Raw genomic sequence first — 20,166 nt, 5'->3', positions numbered from 1 at the left:
ACAAGTTACGGCAACGTGGCACGAAAAGACCAAGTCTCGCCAGCAAAGGACTCTCGGCACATTGGACTACCGTTCGGCAGGGGTTGACATAGATCTGGGTCGTGCCCTTGTCAAGGCGATCCAGGAACGAGTTGCACGTGCTAAAGTTCCGTCTTCAAGTTCCTCAGGAACGCTAGGGGGGATCGGTGGGTTTGCCGGTTTGTTTGAGTTGCCGGGGGGCTATCAAGCACCGGTTTTGGTGGCGGGGACGGATGGGGTGGGCACCAAGCTGCAGATTGCTCAGCAATGGGGTCAGCACCGCGGCGTCGGCATCGATTTGGTGGCCATGTGCGTCAACGATGTGCTGACGGTGGGAGCAAAGCCGCTGTTTTTCCTGGATTACATCGCCACAGGCAAGCTGGAGCCAGCCGCCCTCCTGCAGGTGATCGACGGGATCCTGGAGGGCTGTCAACAGGCAGGCTGTGAACTGCTCGGCGGCGAGACGGCGGAGATGCCGGGATTTTATCCCCCCGGAGAGTACGACTTGGCAGGATTTTGTGTGGGCATTGTGGAGAAACCCGCCATCCTAGACGGATCCCGGGTACACATCGGAGACCAACTGTTGGCCCTGCCCAGCAGCGGCATTCACAGCAACGGCTACAGCTTGGTACGCCGGATTGTGGCTGAGAGAGGATGGACTTGGGATCATCAACCGCAGGGATGGGATCGGCCCTTGGGGGAAGTGTTTCTCACCCCGACCCGTATCTACGCTGGGGCCGTACACCAGCTTCAGCAAGCAGGAATTCCTATTCACGGCATGGCCCACATCACCGGCGGCGGCATTCCGGAAAATTTGCCCCGCTGTTTGGCTCCTACCCAGGCCGCTCGTCTTGAGCCCCACAGTTGGCGGATCCCGCCGGAGTTTCGCTGGTTGCAGGAACAGGGGCAGGTGGAGACTGCCGAGATGTTCCGAACCTTTAATTTGGGGGTGGGTTACGTGTTGGTAGTGCCCCCCGAGGCACAGGCGCAGGTGCAAACTCTCTTGCCGGAAGCCCAGGCCATTGGGGAAGTGGTGGCCTCAGCCCCGGGGCGGGCCAGTTCTGGGGAAGACCCTGTACGAGTCTTGGGTCTTGAGAATTGGGGATCCCTCTGAGATGAGCGGGATCCCCACCAAAAGGGGGAACGGGATCCCGTTCCCGCGAAACCATGCTTGGCTATGCTAAGTTTGCATGTGGCCTAAGCACAGTTGCCTATGTCCCGCAAGGGGATGCAGACAACCCGCGACAGCCTCTGAGGTTCACACACCAGGGCCGTTTGCGAGCCATCGATGACCCTGTAGGAGCCACTGATGACCGTTCTAGGAAACGCGATCGAAGTTGAACATCTGAGCAAAACCTACGGCACTTTCACCGCTATCCGGGATATTTCTTTTCAGGTGAATGCCGGAGAGATCATGGGGTTCTTAGGGCCCAACGGGGCTGGAAAAACCACCTCCATGCGCATTCTGACCGGATTTTTGCCCGCCAGTGAAGGCACAGCACGGGTGGCGGGGTTCGATATCCACCAAGATTCTATGGCGGTGCGGCAACACATCGGTTACCTGCCGGAAAATCCCCCCCTGTACACCGAAATGACGGTGGAGGGTTATCTACATTTTGTGGCGCAACTGAAGCGGGTCAGCCCCGGCAACCGAGCTACCCAGGTGGATCGAGCGATTCAGCGCTGCAGCCTAGAAGAAAAACGCCACACCCTGATCCGCAAGCTCTCTAAGGGGTTTAAGCAACGGGTGGGGATTGCCCAGGCGCTCGTTCATGATCCGCCTGTGATCATCCTGGATGAGCCGACTGTTGGCCTGGATCCCAAGCAGATTATTGAGGTGCGAAATCTGATCAAAAGCCTAGCCGGGGAACACACGATCATCCTCTCTACCCACATCCTGCCGGAGGTGAGCATGACCTGTGACCGGGTGGTGATCATCAACCGCGGCCAGGTAGCGGCCATCGGTACCCCCGGTGAGCTAACGGCGCAATTTCAGGGGCAACACCAGGCCCATCTGCACATCGGTGCTTCCAGCGAAACCGCCATCCGCGAAGCCGTAGAACGGATCCCACAGGTACAAATTCTAAGCCTGGAACCCAGCCCCCCAGCAGAGGGCCAACGTTGGCAACTGCAACTGAGCAGCAGCACCCCTGCCGATAAGTGGATCCCTGGAGTGGCCAAAGCTCTGGTTCAGTCGGAGATAGCTCTCTACGAAATTGGTCGTTCCCAGGCCTCTTTAGAGGAAATTTTCCTGCAACTGACTACCCAAGAGGGAGCTGGCCAAGAGGGATCCGACTCAGCCCCAGACTCTGAGAACCCTGAGGAGGTAGCAGCATGAACGGAGTGATTGCCATTTTCCGCAAAGAGTTGCGCGGCTATTTCACCTCCCCGATTGCCTACGTAGTGGCTGCCGTCTTTTGGGGCTTGGCCGGGTTCTTTTTCACCAATATCTTGGTGCGGGTGATCAACTATTCTCAGCAGGTGGATGTGTTCGCCCAATTTGGCCAAGACAGCTCCTTCGATGCGGCCACCATCCTCTCGCAGCAGTTTTTGAACCTGTTGGGCACGATTTTTCTGTTTTTGCTGCCGATCCTGACGATGGGATCCTATGCCGAAGAACGGCGGCGGGGCACGATGGAGTTGCTGGCCACCTCCCCAGTCACCAACTTGGCGGTGGCGGTGGGCAAGTGGCTGGCGGTGTGGGTGTTCTTTATTACGCTGCTCATCCCGCCTTTGGTGTACCAGTTGCTCACCTTAAGCAGTTCCAATCCGGCAGTGGATTATCGGCTGCCCCTGGTGGGCTATATCGGGTTGGCGCTGATGGCGGGCAGTGTCATGGCCTTGGGGTTATTCGTCTCCTCCCTCACCGACAATACCTTGATTGCGGCGGTAGCCACCTTTGGCTTGGTGCTGCTGCTTTGGGTGGTGGATGCGGCGGCTGGGCAGGAGAGCAACTGGATTGCGGCCACCCTCAGACATTTGTCTTTGTTGCAGCAGTATGGCAACTGGGTGCAGGGGCTCGTCAGCAGCAGCGGCCTGATCTTGTTCCTTAGCATCACGGTGTTGGGGTTATTTGCCACGGTGCAATCGGTGGAGAGCCTGCGCTGGCAACAGAGCTAGAGCGGAGGGGCGATCGCTACGGGATCTACTCATAGATGGCCAAAAGATGACAAGGTTTCAGGCTGAGCACTCAAGATTTGGGCATGACCGAAAATAGCGGTTTAGGAGGTGGAGGATGAAAGACTGGCAAGCCTTATCCGATTGGACGGGCATCGTCGGCATTGGGGTGATTGCCATCGGTTTGATGCTGGGATCCGCCCTGACGGGTTGGACAGCCATTCCCTTTGCTGTGCTGGCCACCGGGTTGGGGCTGCTGGTGTTTTGGGGTATCACCCACCGGCAACAGGTAGGATCCTTCCTGGGCTTGCGCTCCACCCAAACCAACGCCAATATCCTCGTATCGGTGGCAGCCATGGGGGTGATTCTGGTGCTGCTGAATGTGGTGGCGGTGCGTTACGATGGCCGCCTGGATCTGACCGAAGGGGGGCTATTTACCCTGTCTCCCCAAACCCAGCAATTGGTACAGGGCCTACCGCGCCCGGTGAAAGTGTGGGTGGTAACCACCGCTGCGGATCCCAACTTGCGAGAACAACTGGAACGCTACCAGCACCTCAACCCCAGCCGCTTCCAGTTTGAATTTGTGGATCCCAACCGCAACCCCTTGGTGGCCCAACGTCTCCAGGTTACCCAGAGCAATACCTTGGTGGTGGAATCGGGAGACAGCCGCCAACAACTGCCGCAACCGCCCGCCCCCGATCTGGAAAGCAACCTCACCCCAATTCTTGCTAGGGTGGTGAACCGGGGAGAAGCTGTGGCCTACTTTGTACAAGGACATGGCGAGGTCTCTCTGGAAGCCGGTGGCGGCAACCTCAGTTTTGTCCAGGCGGTGGGATCCCTGGGGCGGGAAGGCTACCGGGCTGAACCCCTGAACTTGGTGCAGGCGGAGATCCCTGAGGATGCGGACGTGCTGGTGCTAGCGGGGCCACAGCGGCCTTTGTTCCCAGGGGAAGTCGAGAAGCTGCAAGACTACTTAGCCGATGGAGGCAGAGTTTTGTTGTTGATTGGCCCTCGGGTGGAGGCCGGACTGGATCCTTTGTTGGAGGAGTGGGGGGTGGTCTTGGCGGATGACATTGTTGTTGAAGCCAGCAGCGTTAGCCAGCTTTTGGGGACAGGCCCGGCCGTCGCTCTGGTCACCAGCTATGGCGATCACCCGATCACCGCACCCTTGGCAGCCCAGCGGTTGATGACCCTCTTCCCGCTGGCTCGTTCCGTCGAAACCGAGGAGCGCTCAGGGATCCAGGCCACGCCTCTGCTTCGCACCAGCCCGCAAAGTTGGGGGGAGACCAGCACCGACCTGGAGAATACCCCAGTGCAATTTGATCCCGATCGCGACAAGCCCGGCCCCCTAACCCTAGGAGTGGCTCTAACCCGCAGCCCGGAGAACGACGAGGCTGAATCTGAGGGGGGATCTGAACCGGAAGAGGCCCGCTTCGTGGTGATCGGCAACGTCAATTTTGCCGTCAATGGCAACTTACAACAGCAGGGTAACCGCGACTTATTCTTGAACACCCTGAACTGGTTGACAGAACAAACGGATCAAATCTCCATTCGACCCAAATCGATCACCAACCGTCGCCTGACTCTGACGGGGCAAAATCTGAACCTGCTGATCCTTGGATCAACGGTGCTCCTGCCCTTGCTGGCCTTGGGATCCGGTGCAGTACTCTGGTGGCAAAGACGGTAGAGAAATGGGGCTGCTGGCCGGGTGGGAGAAGGGATTCCCAATCGATTGGATGCCCGTGAATCTGGATCAATCTCTGGATAGATCTAAAGATCTAATCTAAATAGTCAAATAATCTAATCAAATAATCTTGATCTGAATCAGAGAATCAGAGGAGCAAGGAGGACGATGTTCAAGCGCACCACACTGATCCTGTTGGGTTTGGCCGTGGCCTGCATCCTCGGCTATTTCCTCTTGGACAATGTCCAACAACTGCGCCAACAGGCGGAAGCCGAGCGGGCAAAACTGTTCCATTTCCAGACCGATACGATTGCCCGCATCGAGATTCGCCAAAATCGCCCTGATGAGCCGGAAGAGCTGATCCTGGAACGGGTTGCCGATGCGGATCCCCCCCAGTGGCAGATTCTCAGCCCCATTCAGTCGACAGCTCTGGATTTTCCCATCTCCAGTCTGTTGGTGACCTTCTCCCGCCTCACCCCGGAAATCACCCTCGAGGGAGCTCTGGATAACCCCGATGGTGCGGCCTTTGGCCTGGATAGTCCCCAACAGCAGATCACCCTTATTCCTCGGGAAGGGGATCCCTATCGGCTCTCGATCGGCAACGACAACTTTGATGGCTCCGGTTTCTACGCTCGTGCTAATGACGGGGAAGTGGTGCTGATCGCCAGTAACCAAAAGGGATCCCTGTTGCCCTCGCTGCTGGCCCTACGGGATAAAACCCTGCTCAGCTTTGATTCGGCTGAGGTGGATTCTTTCCAGGTGCGGCTAGCGGAAGCAGAGCCCGAGCAATTTCAGATTGAGCGGCAGGGCAATGGCTGGCAGATTGTCGAGCCGAAAGTGCTACCTGCCGATGATGCCAATGTGAACCGTCTGCTCAATACCCTGGCCCGTTTACAAGCCGTTGAGTTCCCCGCCGAAACCCAAGCGGATTTGGCCCCCTACGGTCTGGATCAGCCCTCGGCCCAGTTCACGATTCACCTTGCCAACCCCCCGGAAGGCTCCCCGCCAGAAACCCTCACTGTTGCCCTCGGCTCGGAAAACGACAATCAACAAGTGTACGTGATCACCTCACAGAATCCGGCGGTGGCCACCCTACTCACCAGTACGGCAGATATTCTGCGCTCCGATCTCGAGGATCTGCGGGATCATCGCATTGCCCGCCTCAATATCAACCAAATTGAGGAAATCACCCTAGAAGCCGATGGAGAGGAGATCACCCTGCAACGGCTGCCTGCTGAATCGGGATCCCTCAACCCACGCTGGGAAAACCCCAACCGACCGGGGCAAGCGGTGGAACTGAATACCATTTTTTCCACCCTCAACTCCACCCGAGCCAGCGAGTTTCTGCAGGACGACCCAGAGGCCCAAAACACCTTGAAGGATCCCGCCCTGCGGCTGACCTTCCGGCCAACACCAGATTCTGGGCAGGATCCCCTGACTTTGAGCCTAGCTTCTGCGGGGTTACGGGCCTATGTGCAGAGCAGCTACCAACCGGATATCGCCGTGATTGACCTGAGCACCTTCAACACTCTGGAAACAGAAGTGAATCTGCTGTTTGAGGAATGAGGCAAGTCGTTGGCGTAGGTCTAGGTATATCCTTAACTGGCAGTCGCCATCTCTGCCACGGGAGCAGCCGTTTTCTTCAGGATTTCCCCTTGCACCGTTAGCACGGAGCAGGGGGCGCGGTGCAACACGTAGTTGCTGACGCTACCCATGAACAACTCACTTAAGCCGGAGTGCCCTCGGCGGCCCACCACCACCAAATCGGCCTCCCAAGAGCGGGCCAGATCGCAGATCACGCGACCGGGATTACCGTAGTTAAGGCTAAATTCAGCGTGGATCCCGCGTTCACTGGCTTTATCGGTCAGCGAGCGCAGATAATCCAGCTGGTTTTGCTCGAAGATAGCGCACTGCTCCCGATAGGATTGCCACAGCTCGGCGCTAATGGTGGAACTATAGTCCACTCCCAAGATCATCGGCGGTTCTGGGGCGCCAGGCTCTTCGTGGGATAGAACATGCAGCACCATCAGATTGGCTTGCATGGCTTCCGCCAGTTGGATCGCCTTCTGAAACACCATGTCGCTCAATTCTGACCGATCCAAGGCCACCAAAATTCTGCTGTACATATTGGCTTCCTCCAGGTTGTCAACAGCCGAGCAAGGGATGGAGATGAGATGGTTGACTTGGGTTTCGACTCCAACTTCCTTTTCCTTGCCCCCTATTTGCGTTGTAGAAGATCTAAGTGAGGAAATTGTGAACATGCCCAGCCCGGCATTGGAACAGTAACCAAAATTCAAGGATCTTGACACAATCCAAAATTTATTCGCTTGACAGCCGCGCCACATATTCCAACAGTGCCTGCAGCGCCTGAGCTTGCTCCTGCCAAACCTGGTTTAGGGGCGTACCCCGCAAGATTTCTAGGGTCAGGGTGGGGATCCCCCGTTCCCAGCCGGCCCAAGTGCCCAGAGAGCCAGGGGTGGGGTAGCCAATGTCGTCGGTGACCGGCAAACCGTTGTGGGTAGCCATCACCTCTGCTAGCTCTAGGGCAGGGCCATTGTAATTCACACAAGGATTTTTCTCGCAAGCATGGGCGGAGAGAATGAGTTGGGGTTGGATCTGCTCCAGACAAGCTAGCAATACCTGCGTTTCCGGTTCGGATCCTGGCGCCGATCCCGGTGGATAACGGGCTTCTAAGGGAGTTTGAATCCAATCTTGGGTGGGCATGTTGCGGTTGAGATCCACGCCGCGAGCGTTCACCCTCTGCCCCACTGCACAGCCATCCGGATTCAGTCGTGGGATCACCCACAGGCTTGCTCTGCCTGCCAGGGATCCCCAAAGGCCTGAGGTCACATACTGCTCGATCAGGTTGTACCCCTCTACCTCATTGCCGTGAACCCCTCCGATCAGAAGTAGGGAAGGGATCCCTTGGGTGAGTTGCCACAGGTGGATAGGCCGCCCCTGCACTGAATATCCGAGAACCTGCTGCCGGGGCAATTCGCTCTTTTCTGGGTGCTGCACTCTCGGTCAGTCCTCCGCTCCGCGGCTTGCAAATGGCATGTCTCAGGGTAGAACGACCAACTTTGATCCTCCCGGGCTGGGCGACAACAGCAATGATTTCCCCTTCAGTGATCCGAATCAGATCAGATTGCTCCCTCAACTCCAGGGATGACAAAAGGGTTTGGATCCTTTGGACACTGGTGCTGAGCTCTTGCGGTATGGGCTTGACCCGGCAAAAAGCTAAAACGGGATCTCGTCCGGGTTAGACGGAGCAGCAGCAGGGGCAGGCTTGGGCGATAAGGACTCCGTCCCGCTATCGCGAACGGCAGTTGAGGATTCGCTCATCCCCGTTAAAGAGAGCACCTGGCCGGCTCCCAGTTGATGGATGCGTCGGGCAGTAATTTCTGCCAGTTTCTCCTTGCGTCCGTCTCGCTCCACCAGGTTCATGTGCAGTTGCCCTTCCACCGTCACCTGATCCCCCACACGGCAGTTATCCACCACCTTTTGCGCCAGCTCCCCGAAAGAAGAAACCCGCACCTGATACGCTGGCTCTTCAGGACGCAAACTAGGGAAGCTGAGCAGGAGAGAAGTCACGGCTAGGTTGTCAGGAGTGTAGCGAAGCTCCGGTTCGGCCAGAACCTCACCGATCAAGACGATCGAGTTCATCTCAGTACCAGCAGGGTGTAGAAGGGCAGCTCAAAGCAACTCCATCATGCCCACAGACCGGGATCCCGTCAAACCAAATCGGGCCGGGTCGTCATGTAGCGCAACACACTCTCATTCAGGCGCAATCCTTTTTCCCAGGTGGCCACGGCGCTGGGTTCCGCTTCGTAGTTCATGTGGATGTAAAGCCCTTCCTTAAAGCCTTTCATCTCAAACCCAGCAAAGCGGCGCTTCCCTTTGTTGGTGGTCTCCAAATTGGCCGCCCCATTTTCTCGCAGGATCGCCTCCTGACTGTTGAGCAGCTGCTCGAGAGGTTCATCCGACATGTCAGGACGCAAAATCAGCATCGTTTCATAGGCGCGGGGCATGGAAGTGGGTTCTCCTTTGGGGATTAAGATCAATATCAATCAGTAGAGACGCAGTTGGTTATCTTAACTTCTTCAACTGGCGATCGAAAAGATCGTGACCCAAGAACTTCAAGAGTTGGGCCCTGCTAGCGTTGGTAGACAAGGGCCATACCTCCCAGTAGAGGGGATCCGTTCTCCGATAGAATAAAAGTTGCTTCAATGGCCGCCGGTTGGCTCGGCCAAGACACTTCTATCGATATCTAAGGTTCCAAGCATGAGCGCAGATGACGTTTATAGCCGTGTTCGCAAGATCGTGTCGGATCAGCTGGGGGTAGAAGACGGCAAAGTGACCCCGGAAGCCAATTTCCAGAACGACCTGGGGGCCGATAGCCTCGATACGGTGGAACTGGTCATGGCCTTTGAAGAAGAATTCGACCTGGAAATCCCCGACGAAGATGCAGAAGGCATTGCCACGGTGCAAGATGCTGTCGATTACATCTCCAAAAAAGCTGCCTGACTGTAAAGGGATTTCCCTTTTGCCGCTCCTGACTTAACCGGATAGTTGTTGTTATGGATCCCGAAATTGCCTCTATGCCTGCTCAGCCAACTCCCTATCGTGCTCCGCACGACCCGGAGGGTCATCGCCGCGTTGTGATTACGGGTTTGGGTGCGCTGACCCCGATCGGCAACTCCCCGGCCGAGTTTTGGCAGGGCTTGCTGGCGGGACGTTCTGGCATTGGGCCGATTACCCTCTTCGATGCCTCTCACCACGATTGTCGTATCGCGGGGGAGGTGAAGGGATTTGATCCCCTCGACTATCTGGATCGCAAGGATGTCAAGCGCAACGATCGTTTTGTACATCTGGCGCTGGCGGCAACCCAACAGGCCCTAGAAGATGCCCGCTTTCAAATCACCGATCTCAATGCTGAGCAGGTGGGGGTAATTCTGGGTACCGGCATCGGCGGCATTCGCGTCCTGGAGGAACAGCAGACGATCTACCTGCAAAAAGGGCCGGATCGCTGTAGCCCCTTTATGGTGCCGATGATGATTGCCAATATGGCCGCCGGTCAGTTGGCCATTCATTTCGGGGCCAAAGGCCCCAACTCCTGCACAGTGACGGCCTGTGCCTCGGGATCCAATGCGATTGGGGATGCCTTCCGACTGATTCAGCGGGGGGATGCGCAGGCGGTGATCACGGGCGGGACAGAAGCGGCGGTTACCCCCCTGTCGATGGCGGGGTTCGCCTCTATGAAGGCCCTCTCCACCCGCAACGAGGCCCCAGAGCAAGCCTGTCGCCCCTTCGATCGGGATCGGGACGGCTTTGTTATGGGAGAGGGAGCCGGGATCCTCCTGTTGGAGGAGCTGGAACATGCCCGTGCTCGTGGGGCGAGTATTTACGCCGAGATCGCCGGCTACGGCCTCACCTGCGATGCCCACCACATGACCAACCCCGCCCCTGGAGGAGAGGGTGCGGCCCGAGCGATGCGCCTAGCCCTCAAAGATGCCGGGATCCCCGTACAAGCGGTGCAATACATCAACGCCCATGCCACCAGCACCGGCGTGGGGGATATCGCAGAAGTCCAGGCGATCAAAGCCGTCTTTGGGGAGCATGCCCACGCCTTGGCCATCAGCGCCACCAAGTCCATGACCGGCCACCTGTTGGGGGGATCCGGCGGCATTGCCACCATTGCGACAGCCCTAGCGGTTCACCACGGTTGGGCTCCCCCCACCCTCAACCTGGACAACCCGGATCCCGAGTGTGATCTGGATTTTATCCCCCACAAAGCTCGCCAGATGCCTTTGCAAGTGGCCTTAGTGAATGCCTTTGGTTTTGGTGGCCACAACGTCACTCTGGTGCTGCGGCGCTACCCCCACTCCTAACCCTCCAGCTTATGCCTTCCGATGCTTCCCCTGAGTTGATCCGTCAGCAAGCCTTAGCTGCCCTCACCAGCGAGCTGGCCAAGCAGGGGCATCCGCCGCACTATGCCCAACACATGGCAGCAGCGGTGATCTTCCAAGCAGATTTGGACTTGTGTGCGGCACAACTGGCGCGTCTGCTTAGCTGGCTGAAGCAAAACCATGCTGAAATCTACCCAGAGGCTGTGCAGCTGGTGGATGCCACCCGCGATGAGTTCGAGCGGCGGGTTCAGAACGGATAGATAAGCTGCAAACTCCTCCAACTCAGAACGCTAGGATGAGGGAGCGCTCTTTTTTTCCCTGTCTATGGCCCTGACCCTTATCTCCTCTCAGCAGCAGATCTTGCCCAGCATGTATGATCTGCCCAGCGAGTACCCAGAGGATCCGGGTTTGCCAGATGAATTTCACCTGTGGCAGCCACAATCGAAAACCTATCCCCCGGAACAAGTCTTTACAGCTTCGGATCTGAATCTTGACTACGACTCGCAGCGGACTCACCTATATAAGCGTCCCGACTGGTTTGCGGTTGTGGGCGTGCCCCCCCTTCTGGATCATGGCCGACTCAGCTATGTAGTTTGGCAAGAAGGTCGCTCCTTGATTGTGGTGGTGGAATGGCTTTCCCCCAGGACGATTGAGGTGGATCAGGGACGTGATCAGCAGGATGGATCCCGACGCCAGAATAAGAAGCGAACGAGCGAGCAAAGCAGGCTGAGCAACAGGCAGCACGGCTGGCAGAACAGTTGCAGACACTGGGGGTGGAGGATTCCTAGAGCTTGATTTTAGAACGTTGTAGAGGAAGCGCTCCCCAGAGAGCTTAGGCAGTTGACCATGAAAGACAGCACAATGCCCATCATTGATATTGATGCAGTGGCCACGCTGAGGGATCCGGTTGAGCAGGCTATCACCACAGCGGGATCCCTTTCGTTGGATGTGGGGGGTATGAGTTGCGCCGGGTGTGTCCGGGCTGTGGAGCAGGAGCTGTTGAAACAGCCAGGGGTGGTCAAGGCCAGCGTTAACTTAATTACCGAGTCAGCCTTGGTAGAGTTTGCGGCAGGGATCAGGCCCGACCCAGAGCATTTGGCAGAAATCTTGACAGAAGCCGGGTTTCCAAGTCACCCCCGTCTGCCCATAGACAAGACCGAACCTAGTGCCGAGATCGGGATCCCTGCCGATCCGGTGACCCAACAACGACAACAGACCCAACAGCAAATTCGCCAAGTGTTGACGGCTGCCTTTTTGCTGGTGATCTCTGGGGCAGGACATCTCAACCTGTTTACTCGTGTGGGTTTGCCGATTCTGAACGATGTCTGGTTGCACTGGGGATTGGCCACCCTCACATTTGTCGGCCCGGCGCGAGGCATTATCTGGGATGGCTGGAAAGGAGCGCGACGACTGGCTCCCAACATGAACACCTTGGTGGCTCTGGGATCCGGCTCGGCCTATGCCGCCAGTTTGGTGGGGCTTTTGGCGCCGCAGGTGGGCTGGGAATGCTTTTTCGATGAGCCCGTGATGCTGCTCAGTTTTATCTTGCTGGGGCGAGCCCTGGAACAACACAGCCGTATGCGGGCTGCCAGCAGTCTGCAAGCGCTGGTGAACTTGCGCCCGAGTTTGGCTCGACAAGTTACTCGACAAACCAAGGATGCGCCAGGCGCCGGCGCGCAGGGAGGCGAAGCTGAACTTTCTCCTTCCGGCTTGACAGAAGGTGACCTAGACCTTGGGTCACAAGCTGAGGAATGGTGCCCGATCGAGCAAGTGCGGGTGGGGGATTATCTACAGGTACGGGCCGGAGAGCAGATCCCGGTAGATGGCGAGGTGATTGCAGGACAGGCGACAGTCAATGAAGCGATGTTGACCGGGGAACCGTTGCCGGTGCTGAAGCAGCCGGGGGATGCCGTTGTGGCCGGAACCTTGAACCAGTCGGGGGTGCTGGTCTGTCGGGCCACCCGCACCGGAAAAGAGACTACCCTGGCTCAAATCATCAACCTGGTGGAAGAAGCCCAAGCTCGCAAAGCCCCGATTCAAGGGATTGCCGATACTGTGGCGGGCTATTTTACCTACGGGGTGGTGACGCTGGCCCTGCTCACCTTCGGGTTTTGGTATTGGATCGGGATCCCCCTTTGGGGTAGCGAGTGGCTGATGGGGCAGAGTCTGCATCTGGGTACACACCTGCTGGCCAGTGACCATGTTCCTCACCCTACTCCCTTGCTCAATAGCCTCAAGTTGGCGATCGCGGTTTTGGTGGTGGCCTGTCCCTGTGCGTTGGGGTTGGCCACCCCGACGGCCATTTTGGTGGGTACGGGCCTGGGGGCAGAACGGGGCCTGTTGATCCGAGGGGGAGATGTCTTGGAAAAGGTCCATCACCTGCAAACGTTGGTGTTCGACAAAACCGGCACCCTCACCCAAGGGGATCCCCGCCTGACGGATTGCTTGAGTCTGGATGCCTCCCTAAACCCGACCCGATTGCTACAACTGGCCGCCACCGTAGAAGCTGGAACCCGCCATCCTTTGGCAGAAGCCATTTTACGGGCAGCCCGCGCTCAGGGGTTGCCGCTGCTTTCCGCCACAGCATTTCAAACGGAGCCGGGGTTGGGGGTTGCCGCTCAGGTGGAGGGGCAACGGGTGATCTTGAGATCCCTGCACGGGTTAGCGGATCTGGGGATCCCGATTTCTCCAGAGGCTCAAGCCCAGATCGATGCTCTAGTGGGGGCAGGAAAGACCGTGGTGGGAGTGGTGGTGCAGGGTGCGCCAGGCTCCGGCCCACAGGGATCCCTGATGGGGCTAATCGCCGCCCAAGATCAACTGCGTCCCGATGCTCGGGCCACGCTGCAACAACTGCAAAAGATGGGCTTGCAGGTGATGCTCCTCACCGGCGACCGAGCTGAAGTGGCCGAACAGATGATTCAGTCTTTGAACTTGCCAGGGATCCGAGTGATTGCCAATGTGCATCCGGCTGCCAAGGCAGAAGTGATCCGAGAGTTACAAGCCCAAGGAATCAGGGTGGGCATGGTGGGAGATGGCATTAACGATGCTCCCGCCCTAGCGCAGGCGGATATGGGTATTTCTCTGCATTCGGCTACGGATGTGGCGATTGAAACTGCCGATATCATCCTGATGCGCAACCGCCTTTGGGATGTGGTGGAAGCGATTCGGCTGAGTTCGGCCACCTTCCGCAAAATTCGCCAGAACCTAGTGTGGGCCTTTGGCTACAACCTGTTGGGGATCCCTGTGGCGGCGGGTGTGCTCTTGCCCAAGTTCGGCATTGTACTCAGCCCGGCCATGGCAGGTGGGTTGATGGCCTTTAGTTCCGTCAGTGTTGTTTTGAACTCGTTGTTGTTGCGCCGTACTTTTTCAGAAAGCAAGCCCAATCTTGAACCGGAGGTTCATTAATCCCAAATCGCAGTACCCCGGGGATCTCAACCCCCTCCATAAGGTTTTTTGCCTAGCTCAAGGGCCTGCGTGAAGTCGGAAAAGGCTGTACTTGGTGATACTGGACTAAGACTAATACAATAAGACTCAATAAGACTAATAAACGTAGACTCCTCCTTCTGGGTTGAAGTCGAGGGTGCGATCTCCTCCCCCTTCCTGCAGCAGATTCACTACCACATTCACGGTGATCCGATTTTGGTCTGCATCGCCTGAAACCACATACCGCAGGCTGATCTCGGAAAAGGGAGGTCGGCTGGGGGTATGAATAGATAGGTAGGCAGGCAACTCGCGGATGGTGAGGGTCACTTGTTCATCCGGCAGCAGCTCCTGATCAGAGCCAAGATCGGTGGTAATCCCATATTCCACAGTTGCGTCGGAGCAGTTGATCAACACGACTTGCACCGGGCGGCTGGGATCAAAACGGGCCACAGGCTGGAAAAACCCAGGCTGAAACGTGCTGGAGGTTTGCCCCCAGGCTACCGGAACGCCCAAGCTCAAGGACAAACCTGCCAGGATCAACAACGCTTTGCGGTAACCGGATCCCATCGGATAACCTATCCATCGGTGCAACAGCTACTCAAAATGCTACCCCAGTCTGTTGAGCTGAAGCTAAGAAGTTTGCAGTCGCAGGTGCTGCACCAGGGCTTGCAACCCCAGCAGGTAGCTTTGTGCCCCGAACCCACTGATTTGCCCGATTGCTACCGCGGCGATGTAGGAGTGCTGGCGGAAAGCTTCGCGGCGATGAATGTTGCTCAGGTGTACTTCCACCGTCGGTAAGCCCACTCCGGCAATCGCATCCCGTAGGGCAATGCTGGTATGGGTATAGGCGCCGGGGTTGATCAAAATGCCTTGGTGCTGCTGGTGGGCGCGGTGAATGGCATCGATCAACACCCCTTCATGGTTGGATTGCAGGAGCTCCAACTTAGCTTTGAGGGAGTGAGCCTGCTGGTGCAGGGCCCGATCAATCTGCTCCAAAGACAGGGATCCGTAGATACCAACCTCACGTACCCCCAGCAGGTTCAGATTGGGGCCGTGCAACACGAGTAAGCTGAGAACCTCCAGGCCGGGGGCAATGGCGGTCGGATCAGCGACGACGATGGGATCCATTTTCTACCGGAATGGGAATCGGTTGCGGCTGCGGCTGGGGATCCCCTAATAGGGTGTCGAGCACACGTTCCACCCATTCCCGGATCTTTTCCAGAACTTTTTCCACCCAATCCATTCCGATCTGCCTCGTAGGGTTTACAGAGCTACCAAGGGGGACTCTCCAGCAGACTTCTATGATAACGTTTCTTTTCGATTGGTGTAGAGTTGACCTGCGAGCACCCCTGTGTGCCCGGCAGGGATCCCCCATCCTTTCTGCCTTTGCCGGGAATCTGAAAAAAATCCAAACTCCTCTACCCACGCCACGTCTGGAGCAGCTGGCTCACCGCACGCAACAGGATCCCCTGCAACGGTTCTGCCCCGATCAGATCAAACCGTTCCACTTGGCCCGCCACTGTCAGGGTTACGGTGGATCCCTGTTGCAGGATCAAGGTGCCACCGGGGTTGAGATCCCGCTTGAGCATCTGCTGCTCTTTTTCAGAGGGATCCCGCAACACCACCAGATCACTGCCCTCATAGGCCAAGCCCTCGTGCTCCAGAACATCTTCGTCGATTTCCACCAGAAGTAGATCTAGGTGAGGATGGCGCAACAGGGTTTTCACCTGGCGGAAATGGCTGCCTTGTCGCGGTCTCACAGTCCGGTTGAGCAAGACTCCTTCGCGACAGAGGGATCCCACACACCACTGGGGATGGGCAGCCAAAATGTGCTCCACCAAGGCCTGCACCTCTCCTAGAGCCAAACGATTGAAGGTCAAAATCGGAATACGGGCGGTTGCCTTGGCCGGAAATAGATGGTTGAGGATCGCCCCTGGCACATCTACCCCATCCCCGATAGCAGGTTTCTGGTGCATCAGCACCCCCGGCGCTGCGTTGATCTCGATGATGCCCAGGGATCCCTCAGTCCAGGAGCGTTCCAGGCTGGTGGCAATCACATCAATGCCCAGACACACCAGCGAAAACTGTTGGGCAATGGTTTGGGCCAAGACAATATTATCGGGATGAACGCTGGCGGTAACATCCCGGCTCACCCCCCCCGCCGAAAGATTAGACACCTTGCGCAGATAAACCGTCCGCCCCGGCTCAAGCACACTTTCCACCGTCAGGCCCTGCTCCGCCAAAAAATGCTCCATGGCGTCATCCCACTGGATTGGCCCCAAGGGGGAAGTGGGGGTATCCCAACGGGCGGGATCCTGATTGGCTTGGTGGATCAGCTGACCGATGGTGCTCTGGCCATCTCCTGTCACCGAAGCTGGACGCCGTTCTGTAGCCGCTACAAAACGCCCACCCACACACAATAGACGAAAGTCGCTGCCCTGCAAATGTTTTTCTAAAATCAACTGAATCGGCTGTTCGTAAGGAATAGCATCTACAGCTTTGTCATAGGCAAACTGCAACTCCTCCGGGGTGCGAATGTGGGCGGTGACCCCAATGCCCTTATGGCCGACCACCGGCTTGAGTACAACTGGGTAACCAATCCCTGCAGCCTGCTCTAGGGCTTCTGCCAAGGAGGTGACTACCTCCCCTGGCGGTACTGGAAACCCTTGAGCTGCCAAAAAGGCTTTGCAATCGTCTTTACGGGTGGTGAAGGCGGAGTCGAGGTTGCTGTCGCTGTGAAAGGTGGTGGCAACCCCGCGCACTTGCTTGCGTCCATAGCCGTATTGCATCACCCCCTCATCCCACAGGTAATAGGTGGGGATGCCGCGTTCGTGGGCAGCTCGCAACAGGGCGTACACTGTCGGCCCCCCATACACCGACTCCCGAAACAATTGCTGTAGACGACGCAGCTCGCCTTCAAAATCAAACAACTGCTCTTGAGTGATTGCCTCTAACCAATCCCAGGCCAGGTACACAGCGGCACGGGTGGTGCGGCCATGCAAGGTTTGAACGGCAATGCGCACATACTCCGGAAAGAGGCGGAAGCTCCAACGGTAGAGGTGTAAGCCCATTTGCAACCGGTTCACCTCCGCCACTAGGTGGGCAAACAAGTGGGCATAGGACAGGTAGCTTTCTCCCTGTAGCTGCGGTAGATGCTGACACACCTGGGCTAGATAGCTCTCGATGGGTAACGGCTTGAGGGAGTAGGTGAGGGTGAAGTCGAAGGTGAGGGCAGCGGTATTTAGGTAGGGGTTGGGGCCGAGGTAGTGCTTGAGGTTGAAAATATCGAAAGCATCGAACTCACGCGCATTAATCCGGGGCGTATTAGCCGCCTCGTGCAAAGCCATAATCGACCTCAAACAATGGAAAATAGGACAACCCAGGCTCTGGAGCTCGTGCTCTTCCCGGGCCGCTTCTATTATTCCTGATCTTTCCCTTGTTGCCGAAAGCGCACAGCTAAGCCCAAGGGGGCCTTGTCGCCCCGATTTGAATCGGTCAGGGAAGAAGGCTCAAAAGCACAATATCCATAATCAGGAGTGCCCCGGAAAAGGCCAGCAGACCCCGCACGATCATGCGCTCCTGTTTGGAGCGATGGGATCCCCCTAGACGTAACCACCGGAGGGATTTGGGGATGGAATAGCGCATGGCAGCCAAGGATGAGGGTGTCTAGCTTGGTCAATTGTTAACCATGGGATAGCGCAAGCACATCCTAAAGTGATCATGCCCTATTCTCAGGGGTTCGGATCCAGTCGCATTTCCCCACGCTCGGGGGGAGGCAGAGGTGGGCTGGCTGTGGCGGGCAATTCCCACTAGAGTGAGGGTTAGCTGTTCGCGGGTGTCTATGATCACTCCCCTAGCCCAAGCGGAAACTGTTTTGAATCACTGCTGGGAGCACTGGCAAGCGGTCGCCAACCGTGCTGATCTGAAGCCGGAGTTACGGTCTTTGTCGGAGTTACGCAAGCGGCTTGGATCGCGGCTGTTTTCCATTGCTGTGTTTGGTTTGGTGAATCGAGGTAAATCGGCAGTGTTGAATGCTCTGACCGGGGAAACACGATTGAAAGTAGGGCCTTTGAATGGAGTGACTCAACAGCCGCAATCGATGCTGTGGCGTCCAGAGTCAGGGATTCCGTGGCGGGTGAGGCTGATCGATACCCCTGGTTTGAACGAAGTAGAAGGGGAAGCCCGTGAGCAGTTGGCCTGGGATGTGGCCCGCTCGGCAGATCTGATCTTGTTTGTCATCGCCGCCGATTTGACCCAATTGGAGTATCAGGCGCTACTCGAGCTGCGCACCCTGCACAAGCCGATCCTACTGGTGTTGAACAAGTGCGACCTCTATTCCGCAGAGGATTTGGAAGCAATTCGCGCCCAGATCAGTCGTCCGCAGTTGGGCCTGGGGTTAGAGATTTTAACCGTAGCCGCCTGCCCCAAACCGGTTAAGGTGCGTACCCACTGGCCGGATGGCCGCATCACCACCGACTGGGAACGTCCTGCGCCCCAGATGGATGCTTTGCGGGGGCGAATTTTGCAGATTCTGCAAACAGAGGCGGGATCCCTGCTGGCTTTGAATGTGTTGAAGCGGCTGGATCGCCTTCAGGCCCAAATTCTCCGCAAACAATGGCAGCATCATGCCGGTTTTGTGGATCGGTGGAGCAAAGCCTGTAGCCTCGCCAAAGGGCTTGGGATCGGGTTGGCCCCCCTGGGGTTGGATCTGCTGCTGGCCCCGCTCCTGGATGGCCTGTGGCTGTTGGGCCTCTGTCTGCGACTGAGACTGCCCTGGGGAACGCTACGTGGGGCGCTAGGATCCCGTCAGGAGGGCTTGTGGCGACCGCTGGTGGTGAATAGTGCCCTGCTGCTGTTGGCGGAAGGGCTGGGATCTTGGCTGTGGGGAGGCTGGGGTAGTGGCCTCTTTCCAGGGCTGGTGGCGGGGGTCAGTTTGTATCGCCTCGGAGATCTGGCCCCGCAGGTACTAACCCAGTTCGCAACAGGAGGGTTTGGTTTGGCAGCAAGCCTCAATGCCCTGATTGGAGGAGACAAGCTGGCGACAAAGCAGTCTGCAACCGCCTTGCCAGTCGGTTCTCCTCTGTAACCGAATCAGTACCGCACGCAATAGGCCCCTTGGCGATAGTAGCCATCCAAGCAACCGCTGCTGTCGCGGCCATAGTTGTCTCGAGGGGGTGGCACAGAGGGCACATAGGGTGGATAGACGACCGAGGGCGGCAGCAGAATGGTTCCCCCCGATCCACCGGAGCCATCGACGGAAACCAAGCGGACGGAGCTGATGGTGTCATTGTTGATGCCCACCAACCGGACATCTGGATAGCGTCCTGGCCCCAAGCGGCGACAGTAACCCTGCCAGTTGACATCTTCACAGAGATCCCAAACCCCGCTGTTGATTTGCAAGCTGGTGGTGAGGTCGTTAAACCCTTGAGTGTTGAGGTCGCGCAGGCTGTCGGATACCCCCAAAGAACGGCCCTGGTAGTTGGCGTTTTCGTAGAGGATCAGGGATCCGATCGGTTGCGGGAGAGGTTGAATGCCGCCGCTAGGGGGCAACACGGAGCCCCCACTGCCCCCACCGCTGACCCATCGCACCGAGCTGAGGGTATCGTTGGGGATCCCGAGGCTGGCCAGATTCGGATATACCCCTGGCCCCACCTGCCGACATAGCCCGCCCCGTAGTAGGCATCGGGGCAAAGCTGCCATTGGCCAGAATGCACTTGCAGGCTGGAGGCACGGTCGTTAAAGTTTTGATGGCCCAAGAAGTCGCTATCTCGCACCAAGGTCAGAGAGCGCCCCAACAGATTGACATCCTCGTAGAGGGTGATCGCTCCTTCTCCCGCCGGGACGGTGACGGTGATGCCCCGTTGCAACACTTCCAAGGCCAGGGTAGGTTCCTCGGAACGGATTACCGTCAAAAGGCTGCCTAGCAACAGGATAGAGGAGAGGCCGAAAGCGCCAGGTCGCCTGAGCATGGGTGGAAGCAGGGAGGATGCCTCAACTATCCCCGATTCTGTGGCTGTT

22 protein-coding genes are annotated in these 20,166 nt (G+C 57.4%); 11 read left to right on the top strand and 11 right to left on the bottom strand.

Annotated features, from left to right (window positions below; all coding sequences use genetic code 11):
* Positions 1-61 precede the first annotated feature (61 nt).
* The 5 genes from purM (at position 62) to L1047_RS10935 (ending at position 6,385) form a co-directional block, all read left to right on the top strand.
* Complete coding sequence (gene purM, locus L1047_RS10955; protein ID WP_235279020.1) at positions 62-1,132, top strand: phosphoribosylformylglycinamidine cyclo-ligase; 1,071 nt, start codon at positions 62-64, stop codon at positions 1,130-1,132.
* 195 nt (positions 1,133-1,327) lie between these two features.
* Positions 1,328-2,356 carry an ABC transporter ATP-binding protein gene (locus tag L1047_RS10950; protein WP_235279019.1) on the top strand — a complete coding sequence of 343 codons (1,029 nt, stop codon included), beginning with the start codon at positions 1,328-1,330 and terminating at the stop codon, positions 2,354-2,356.
* Positions 2,353-3,138 (top strand): ABC transporter permease, encoded by a 786-nt coding sequence (locus tag L1047_RS10945; protein WP_235279018.1) that lies wholly within the window; start codon positions 2,353-2,355, stop codon positions 3,136-3,138. The genes L1047_RS10950 and L1047_RS10945 overlap by 4 nt, the downstream gene beginning before the upstream one ends.
* Positions 3,139-3,253: 115 nt before the next feature.
* Positions 3,254-4,822, top strand: a complete 1,569-nt coding sequence (locus L1047_RS10940; RefSeq protein WP_235279017.1) for a GldG family protein — start codon at positions 3,254-3,256, stop codon at positions 4,820-4,822.
* A gap of 165 nt (positions 4,823-4,987) precedes the next feature.
* Positions 4,988-6,385 (top strand): DUF4340 domain-containing protein, encoded by a 1,398-nt coding sequence (locus tag L1047_RS10935; protein WP_235279016.1) that lies wholly within the window; start codon positions 4,988-4,990, stop codon positions 6,383-6,385.
* Between the two features lie 32 nt (positions 6,386-6,417).
* Here the strand turns inward: L1047_RS10935 and L1047_RS10930 are convergent, their stop codons facing one another.
* The 4 genes from L1047_RS10930 to rpsF form a co-directional block, all read right to left on the bottom strand.
* A complete protein-coding gene (locus tag L1047_RS10930; protein WP_443081722.1) occupies positions 6,418-7,041 on the bottom strand; it encodes a universal stress protein in 624 nt (207 codons plus the stop codon).
* 97 nt (positions 7,042-7,138) lie between these two features.
* Positions 7,139-7,837 carry a M14 family zinc carboxypeptidase gene (locus tag L1047_RS10925; RefSeq protein WP_235279014.1) on the bottom strand — a complete coding sequence of 233 codons (699 nt, stop codon included), beginning with the start codon at positions 7,835-7,837 and terminating at the stop codon, positions 7,139-7,141.
* Between the two features lie 219 nt (positions 7,838-8,056).
* A complete protein-coding gene (locus tag L1047_RS10920) occupies positions 8,057-8,482 on the bottom strand; it encodes a single-stranded DNA-binding protein (protein ID WP_235279013.1) in 426 nt (141 codons plus the stop codon).
* Positions 8,483-8,550: 68 nt separating this feature from the next.
* The gene (gene rpsF, locus L1047_RS10915; RefSeq protein ID WP_235279012.1) at positions 8,551-8,847 is read right to left on the bottom strand and encodes a 30S ribosomal protein S6; all 297 of its coding nucleotides are present in this window, start codon (positions 8,845-8,847) and stop codon (positions 8,551-8,553) included.
* 253 nt (positions 8,848-9,100) lie between these two features.
* Here rpsF and L1047_RS10910 point away from each other — a divergent pair, with 253 nt between their 5' ends.
* The 5 genes from L1047_RS10910 (at position 9,101) to L1047_RS10890 (ending at position 14,130) form a co-directional block, all read left to right on the top strand.
* Positions 9,101-9,343, top strand: a complete 243-nt coding sequence (locus L1047_RS10910) for an acyl carrier protein (protein WP_235279011.1) — start codon at positions 9,101-9,103, stop codon at positions 9,341-9,343.
* Between the two features lie 74 nt (positions 9,344-9,417).
* Positions 9,418-10,707 carry a beta-ketoacyl-ACP synthase II gene (gene fabF, locus L1047_RS10905; RefSeq protein ID WP_235279648.1) on the top strand — a complete coding sequence of 430 codons (1,290 nt, stop codon included), beginning with the start codon at positions 9,418-9,420 and terminating at the stop codon, positions 10,705-10,707.
* Positions 10,708-10,718: 11 nt separating this feature from the next.
* Positions 10,719-10,985, top strand: a complete 267-nt coding sequence (locus tag L1047_RS10900) for a hypothetical protein (RefSeq protein WP_235279010.1) — start codon at positions 10,719-10,721, stop codon at positions 10,983-10,985.
* Positions 10,986-11,049: 64 nt separating this feature from the next.
* Positions 11,050-11,520, top strand: coding sequence for a hypothetical protein (locus tag L1047_RS10895; RefSeq protein ID WP_235279009.1), 471 nt, complete (start codon positions 11,050-11,052; stop codon positions 11,518-11,520).
* A gap of 51 nt (positions 11,521-11,571) precedes the next feature.
* Positions 11,572-14,130: a heavy metal translocating P-type ATPase gene (locus tag L1047_RS10890; RefSeq protein WP_235279008.1), complete on the top strand. Its 2,559-nt coding sequence runs from the start codon at positions 11,572-11,574 to the stop codon at positions 14,128-14,130.
* Positions 14,131-14,265: 135 nt separating this feature from the next.
* Here the strand turns inward: L1047_RS10890 and L1047_RS10885 are convergent, their stop codons facing one another.
* From L1047_RS10885 to L1047_RS10870, 5 genes are all read right to left on the bottom strand, one after another.
* Positions 14,266-14,715, bottom strand: coding sequence for a hypothetical protein (locus L1047_RS10885; protein WP_235279007.1), 450 nt, complete (start codon positions 14,713-14,715; stop codon positions 14,266-14,268).
* 63 nt (positions 14,716-14,778) lie between these two features.
* Positions 14,779-15,276: a type II 3-dehydroquinate dehydratase gene (gene aroQ, locus L1047_RS10880; RefSeq protein ID WP_235279006.1), complete on the bottom strand. Its 498-nt coding sequence runs from the start codon at positions 15,274-15,276 to the stop codon at positions 14,779-14,781.
* Positions 15,254-15,382 (bottom strand): hypothetical protein, encoded by a 129-nt coding sequence (locus tag L1047_RS16525; RefSeq protein ID WP_268836718.1) that lies wholly within the window; start codon positions 15,380-15,382, stop codon positions 15,254-15,256. Before L1047_RS16525 ends, aroQ begins: the two co-directional genes overlap by 23 nt.
* A gap of 184 nt (positions 15,383-15,566) precedes the next feature.
* Positions 15,567-17,495 carry an acetate--CoA ligase family protein gene (locus L1047_RS10875; protein WP_235279005.1) on the bottom strand — a complete coding sequence of 643 codons (1,929 nt, stop codon included), beginning with the start codon at positions 17,493-17,495 and terminating at the stop codon, positions 15,567-15,569.
* A 148-nt stretch (positions 17,496-17,643) separates the two neighbouring features.
* Positions 17,644-17,793 carry a hypothetical protein gene (locus L1047_RS10870; RefSeq protein WP_235279004.1) on the bottom strand — a complete coding sequence of 50 codons (150 nt, stop codon included), beginning with the start codon at positions 17,791-17,793 and terminating at the stop codon, positions 17,644-17,646.
* A 196-nt stretch (positions 17,794-17,989) separates the two neighbouring features.
* On the opposite strand from L1047_RS10870, the gene L1047_RS10865 reads away from it, so the two are divergent.
* Positions 17,990-19,234, top strand: a complete 1,245-nt coding sequence (locus tag L1047_RS10865; protein WP_235279003.1) for an Era-like GTP-binding protein — start codon at positions 17,990-17,992, stop codon at positions 19,232-19,234.
* A 5-nt stretch (positions 19,235-19,239) separates the two neighbouring features.
* Here L1047_RS10865 and L1047_RS10860 read toward each other — a convergent pair whose 3' ends face one another.
* Together L1047_RS10860 and L1047_RS10855 are read right to left on the bottom strand one after the other, a co-directional pair.
* Positions 19,240-19,737: a beta/gamma crystallin-related protein gene (locus L1047_RS10860; RefSeq protein ID WP_235279002.1), complete on the bottom strand. Its 498-nt coding sequence runs from the start codon at positions 19,735-19,737 to the stop codon at positions 19,240-19,242.
* Entirely contained in the window at positions 19,647-20,117 is a 471-nt protein-coding gene (locus L1047_RS10855) for a beta/gamma crystallin-related protein (RefSeq protein WP_235279001.1), read from the bottom strand. Before L1047_RS10855 ends, L1047_RS10860 begins: the two co-directional genes overlap by 91 nt.
* Positions 20,118-20,166 lie beyond the last annotated feature (49 nt).

It is taken from the genome of Synechococcus sp. Nb3U1 (assembly GCF_021533835.1).
Classification (GTDB): domain Bacteria; phylum Cyanobacteriota; class Cyanobacteriia; order Thermostichales; family Thermostichaceae; genus Thermostichus.
This window is presented reverse-complemented; position numbering and strand designations above follow the sequence as displayed.

Coding starts and splice junctions, on each gene's coding strand:
- L1047_RS10910 (WP_235279011.1), top strand. CDS start 9,101: ATGAGCGCAGATGACGTTTATAGCCGTGTTCGCAAGATCGTGTCGGAT.
- L1047_RS10945 (WP_235279018.1), top strand. CDS start 2,353: ATGAACGGAGTGATTGCCATTTTCCGCAAAGAGTTGCGCGGCTATTTC.
- L1047_RS10865 (WP_235279003.1), top strand. CDS start 17,990: ATGATCACTCCCCTAGCCCAAGCGGAAACTGTTTTGAATCACTGCTGG.
- L1047_RS10900 (WP_235279010.1), top strand. CDS start 10,719: ATGCCTTCCGATGCTTCCCCTGAGTTGATCCGTCAGCAAGCCTTAGCT.
- L1047_RS10950 (WP_235279019.1), top strand. CDS start 1,328: ATGACCGTTCTAGGAAACGCGATCGAAGTTGAACATCTGAGCAAAACC.
- L1047_RS10940 (WP_235279017.1), top strand. CDS start 3,254: ATGAAAGACTGGCAAGCCTTATCCGATTGGACGGGCATCGTCGGCATT.
- L1047_RS10885 (WP_235279007.1), bottom strand. CDS start 14,715: ATGGGATCCGGTTACCGCAAAGCGTTGTTGATCCTGGCAGGTTTGTCC.
- L1047_RS10920 (WP_235279013.1), bottom strand. CDS start 8,482: ATGAACTCGATCGTCTTGATCGGTGAGGTTCTGGCCGAACCGGAGCTT.
- fabF (WP_235279648.1), top strand. CDS start 9,418: ATGCCTGCTCAGCCAACTCCCTATCGTGCTCCGCACGACCCGGAGGGT.
- rpsF (WP_235279012.1), bottom strand. CDS start 8,847: ATGCCCCGCGCCTATGAAACGATGCTGATTTTGCGTCCTGACATGTCG.
- L1047_RS10890 (WP_235279008.1), top strand. CDS start 11,572: ATGAAAGACAGCACAATGCCCATCATTGATATTGATGCAGTGGCCACG.
- L1047_RS10870 (WP_235279004.1), bottom strand. CDS start 17,793: ATGCGCTATTCCATCCCCAAATCCCTCCGGTGGTTACGTCTAGGGGGA.
- aroQ (WP_235279006.1), bottom strand. CDS start 15,276: ATGGATCCCATCGTCGTCGCTGATCCGACCGCCATTGCCCCCGGCCTG.
- L1047_RS10895 (WP_235279009.1), top strand. CDS start 11,050: ATGGCCCTGACCCTTATCTCCTCTCAGCAGCAGATCTTGCCCAGCATG.
- L1047_RS10935 (WP_235279016.1), top strand. CDS start 4,988: ATGTTCAAGCGCACCACACTGATCCTGTTGGGTTTGGCCGTGGCCTGC.
- L1047_RS10875 (WP_235279005.1), bottom strand. CDS start 17,495: ATGGCTTTGCACGAGGCGGCTAATACGCCCCGGATTAATGCGCGTGAG.
- L1047_RS10855 (WP_235279001.1), bottom strand. CDS start 20,117: ATGCTCAGGCGACCTGGCGCTTTCGGCCTCTCCTCTATCCTGTTGCTA.